Origin of the sequence: Streptomyces albidochromogenes (assembly GCF_005981925.1) — a bacterium.
Taxonomy (GTDB): Bacteria; Actinomycetota; Actinomycetes; order Streptomycetales; family Streptomycetaceae; genus Streptomyces; species Streptomyces albidochromogenes.
Window position 1 is genome coordinate 1 of the sequence record NZ_VBVX01000551.1, and the last position, 2,087, is coordinate 2,087.

A 2,087-nucleotide genomic window follows, 5' to 3' on the forward strand; every position below is an offset into this window, starting at 1 on the left:
CGGGTGGGGCGTATCGGGGCGTACGCCCGACGCCCGGGCTAGTAGGTCAGTCCGAACCCGAGCGGATAAAGCACCTTTGCCGGATCGTCCGCGCGCTGTATGGGGACGGGCAGCTTCCCCCGGGGCGTCGTATGACCGGCGATGGCGCGCACGGCCGCGCGCAGCTCCACATCGGTCCAGGAGTACGCGGCGACGCTCGCGCCGAAACCGGTCCCGTCGAGCTGGGCGATGTCGTACGGATTGCGGATCGCGAGCGCGACGACGGGCACCCCCGTCGCGGCCAGCTCGCGGACGAGCGTGCGCTGCGGACTGGTCGCCGAGACGTTGTACGTCGCCACGACCACCACGTCCTTGCCCTGCGCCGCCGCCACCGCTTCCCTGATCTTCGCGGCGGTCGGCGCCGTTCCCGTGGGCAGTGCGGTGGCGACGAATCCGAGGGCGTCGAACGCCTTGGCGATGACGGTGGTCGGCGGTCCGGTGGTCGCGGTGGGGGAGGCGGGGTCCGCGCCGACGACGAGCACGTTCCGGTGCGTACGGCGGCCGATCGGCAGCAGTCCGCTCTCGTTGGCGAGCAGGGTGGTCGTCCCCTCGGCGATCCGGTCGGCCGCGGCGAGGTGGGCACGGGTGCCCACGGTCCGGTCGACGCCCCGGTGGGAGACGTACGGGTCGCGGAACAGGCCGAGTTTGGCCTTGAGCAGCAGGATCCGCAGGATCGATTCCTCGACCCGGGCCGTGCTCAGCTCCCCGTCGCGCACCGCCTTGAGGACGGCGTTCCAGGCGACGGGCAGGTCCGGCGGGTTCAGCAGCTGGTCGCAGCCGGCGAGGAGGGCGAGGACGGGCACGCGGTCGTCGCCGTACTTCTGCCGTACGCCCGCCATGGCGAGGGAGTCGGTCACCACGACCCCGTCGTAGCCGAGGCGCTCGCGCAGCACGCCGGTGAGAATCGGCTTGGAGAGCGTCGCCGGATCGAGTGCCGGGTCGAGTGCCGGTACGACGATGTGCGCGGTCATGATCGAGTCGATGCCGGCGGCGATGGCGGCCCGGAACGGCGGGGCATCCAGCTCCTCCCACTGCTCGGCCGTGTGATGGATCGTCGGGAGGGAGTAGTGGCTGTCGTCCTTGGTGTCGCCGTGCCCGGGGAAGTGCTTGGCCGTGGCGGCGACCCCCGCGCCCTGGTAGCCCTTGACCTGCGCGGCGACCATGCCCGCGACCGCCTGCGGGTCGGCCCCGTAGGAACGTACGCCGATGACGGGGTTCGCGGGGTTGACGTTGACGTCCGCCACCGGCGCGTAGTTCTGCACGACGCCCATGGCGGCGAGTTCGACCCCTGCGATCCGCGCCGCGTTCCGCGCGTCGGAGCGCGACCCGCCGGCCCCGAGCGCCATGGCACCCGGCACGAGGGTCGCGGGCTTGCCGACACGGGCGACGATGCCGTGCTCCTGGTCGGTGGAGATGAGCAGGGGGACGGGGGTGTCCTGGGCGAGGCCGGCCCGCTGGATGCCGTTGGAGAGGTCGGCGATCTGGTGGGGGTCGCGGGTGTTGTGCGCCCAGGCGAAGTAGATGATGCCGCCGACGTGGTACTTCGCGACGAGTTCGGCGGCGGTCCTGACCCCCATTTCCTTCAGGTTGGAGTCGATGTCGACCTGGTCGGGCTCGGTCGCGGAGTGGCCGTAGGCCCGCATCACGAAGAGCTGGCCGACCTTCTCCTCCAGGCTCATGCGCGAGATGAGGCGCTTGAGACGGCTGCGGGTGGAGGCGCTGACGCCGGCGACGGTGGCGTGGGAGGCCGGGGAGGCGGCCGCGGCGGGGGTGGCGCTGATGGCGGACGCGGCCACTGCGGCGGCGGTCGCGGTGAGCAGGGTGCGTCTGGAGGTGCGGTGGTCGTGCACGTGAGCTCCTTACGGCCGTACTCAACAACGGAGTTGAAGGAAACTGCCAAGGAGTCACGGATATCCGGAAAGTAACTGCCAGGTCAAGGGTGCGGGAGCACAAAGGGGCGCGGACCCCCCGCACAGGGGAGCCGCCACTGGCGCATTCGGAGGGGGGCGCGGCAGCGGCGGCTCTGCTCACGGCCGCAGCGGGGGGCG

General features: G+C 71.8%; 1 protein-coding gene. It reads right to left on the minus strand.

All coding sequences use genetic code 11. The annotated features are described in order from the left end of the window. Positions 1 to 38 precede the first annotated feature (38 nt). Positions 39 to 1,889, minus strand: coding sequence for a glycoside hydrolase family 3 protein (locus tag E2E34_RS33740; RefSeq protein ID WP_138905631.1), 1,851 nt, complete (start codon positions 1,887 to 1,889; stop codon positions 39 to 41). Between the last annotated feature and the right edge of the window lie 198 nt (positions 1,890 to 2,087).